2 protein-coding genes are annotated in these 2,591 nt (G+C 80.9%); both read right to left on the bottom strand.

Going from position 1 to position 2,591, the window contains the following annotated elements; all coding sequences use genetic code 11:
• Positions 1 to 684: 684 nt before the first annotated feature.
• Positions 685 to 1,275 (bottom strand): GNAT family N-acetyltransferase, encoded by a 591-nt coding sequence (locus tag EF903_RS31405; protein ID WP_125548375.1) that lies wholly within the window; start codon positions 1,273 to 1,275, stop codon positions 685 to 687.
• A 172-nt stretch (positions 1,276 to 1,447) separates the two neighbouring features.
• The gene (locus EF903_RS31400; protein WP_114054952.1) at positions 1,448 to 1,807 is read right to left on the bottom strand and encodes a metalloregulator ArsR/SmtB family transcription factor; all 360 of its coding nucleotides are present in this window, start codon (positions 1,805 to 1,807) and stop codon (positions 1,448 to 1,450) included.
• Positions 1,808 to 2,591: the final 784 nt, after the last annotated feature.

Here is a 2,591-nt window from a genome sequence, read left to right as displayed (position 1 = left end):
GCCATCCGACGCCCGTGTCAGCGCACGCCCGCCTCGCCCACCCCTCCCGCCGTATCCGCCGGCCCGGCGGCCGGAGGCCGGACGCGCAGGTGGGGACGGAGAGGTGACGTGCGGAAGTCCGTGCGGTGCGCGCCCCGCCGTCGAGCTGCGAACCGCCGGCCGGCGCTCCGTCTCCCGCTCCGGGTGAGCCGGGGCGCTGCCGCGATGCCGGCTCACGGGGCGGTGGAGGAAGGCAGCGTGGTGCCCGGGGCGCCGGGCGGCCAGGACCGGGGCGCGGACGAAGCCCCTCCTGCACCCCGCGGTTCGGGCCGCGGTCCGCACGCCGGGCCCGGCGGCACTTCAGCCTGGCTGCCCGGACCGGAACCCGGCGTCCGAGGGGCCGGGTGACCGGGTGGTAGCGGTTGCGGTGCCAGGGGCGGCGTGTGGAATCCCGGCGGTGCGGCGACCCCGGCCCGGACCGGGGCCCGAGCGCGGACGCAGGCCCGACACCCCCACGCCCGCCCGTTCGCCCCGCAGGGCGTTCGCCCGACCCGGCCGACCCGGCCGACCCGGCCGACCCGGCCGACCCGGCCGACCCGGCCGACCCGGCCGACCCGGCCGACCCGGCCGACCCGGCCGACCCGGCCGACCCGGCCGACCCGGCCGACCCGGCTCGGCCCTGCGGTCCGGCGGGCCGGCGGTGGGTCACAGGGCGAGGCTCATCAGGACGTCGTCCCGGTCGTCGCCCGGAGCCACCCGCAGCGCCCCGGGCCAGCGGCCGACCTCCTGCCAGCCCAGCCGCCGGTAGAACGCCTCCAGGCCGCACCCGGACCGCACGCTGAGGTGCAGCCGTTCCACTCCCATCGCGCCGCGGGCCACGGCGGCCGCGGCGGTCATGAGGGCGCTTCCCGTGCCGCGGCCCCGGAAGCGCGGGTGGGTCTGGACGTGGTTGACCACCGCGCAGTGGGCGACCAGCGGGTGGGGGTCGCGGCGCAGGACGAGCCACCCGGCGAGCGCCCCGTCGACCCGTACGGCGGCGAGCAGTCGGCACCGCGCCGGGTGCAGCCCGCCGAGGAGGCGCTCCACCTCGGGCGCGACTGCGAAGGCGGCCACGGGCGGCATGGGCATGCCCGGCGTGATCACGGCGCCGCCGGAGTTCACCACGGCCGCCCAGCAGTCGGCGAGTTCGCGGGCGAAACCGGGCGGGACGCCGTCCGGACTGGTCAGGTGCACGATCTGGACCAGCCGGCCGGGGCGGTCCCCGACGCCGGCGCCGGGGGTCTGCGGATCGGCCATGTGCGCTCCGAGCCGGCGGTGCGGGCGCCCCGGCCGCGGGCGTGCCGGCCCGTCCGCGGCGGTCCCGCCGACTGGCCCGGCGCGGACCCGTGAGGACTACCCGCAGCAGGGCGGCCCCGACACGTTGCGGGCCGCCGGAGGGTGCGTGGGCGCGGTGCGGCCGCGGCGCGTGTCAGTCGTGCGGGGCCTCTCCGCTCACGCGGTGGTCGGCGTGGCTGAGCGCCTCCAGGACCAGCCGCCGCAGGTGTCCGTCGGTCAGCCGGTAGTGGACGTACCGACCCTCCTTCCGGGCCTCCACCAGCCGCGCGAGCCGCAGCTTCGCCAGGTGCTGGCTGACGGCCGTACGGGAGGCGGCGCACTGCTCGGCCAGCGAGCCCACATCGGACTCGCCTTGTGCGAGCAGCCACAACAGGTGCAGGCGCGTGGCGTCGGACAGCAGGGCGAACACGGCCGCCGCCTCGGCCAGCCGCGCACCGTCCGGCGCCCGAAGGTGCGAGGTGTCGGCAGGTGGCAGCGGATTGCTCGGAGGCATGGGGACAGCCTAGGGGCCCGTCCCCGACGAGGTGACGCCCGGCCCGCGGCCCGGGCCCGCACTACGCGCCCGCGGCACCCGGCACCCGGCGCACGGCCCAAGCGGCCCCGGCACCCGACGCGCGGCCCGGGCGGCCCTGGCACCCGACGCGCGGCCCGGGCGGCCCTGGCACCCGATGCGCGGTCCGGGCGGCCCTGGCACCCGGCGCGCGGTCCGGGCGTGCGGCACCCGGCGCGCGGCCCAAGCGGCCCCGGAACCCGATGCGCGGTCCGGATGGCCCTGGCACCCGATGCGCGGTCCGGGCGTGCGGCACCCGGCGCGCGGCCCGCGGCTCCGGCTCCCGCGGTGCGGCCCGGCACAGGCGCACGGCCGAGGCCCGCGGCTCCGGCACCCGCGGTGCGGCCTCGGCCCGAAGGCGTACGGCCCAAGCGCCCGGCCCCCGGCACCCGGCGTGCGGCCCAGGCCCAGGCCCGGGCCCGGCCCCCGGCGCCGGCGTGCGGCCCTGGCTCGCACCCCGGCGCCGGGCGTGCGCCCAGGCCCGCGACAACCAGCCCGTTCCGGCCCGCAGCCCGCGTGCCTGGCGCGCGGCCTCGGCGCCCGCTGTGCGGCCTGGGCGTGCGGCAGCCGGCGTGCTGCCCGGCACCAGGCGTGCGGCCCGCGGCGCACACCCGGCCCGCCGACCCGACACCAGGCGCACGGCCCAAGCCCGCGACAACCAGCCCGTCCCGGCCCGCAGCCCGCGTGCCTGGCGCGCGGCCTCGGCGCCCGCTGTGCTGCCCGGCAT

The organism is Streptomyces sp. WAC05292 (assembly GCF_003949955.1).
GTDB classification, from domain to species: Bacteria; Actinomycetota; Actinomycetes; order Streptomycetales; family Streptomycetaceae; genus Streptomyces; species Streptomyces globosus.
The sequence above is the reverse complement of the archived record's forward strand: the minus strand, read 5'-3'. Positions and strand labels throughout refer to the sequence as shown.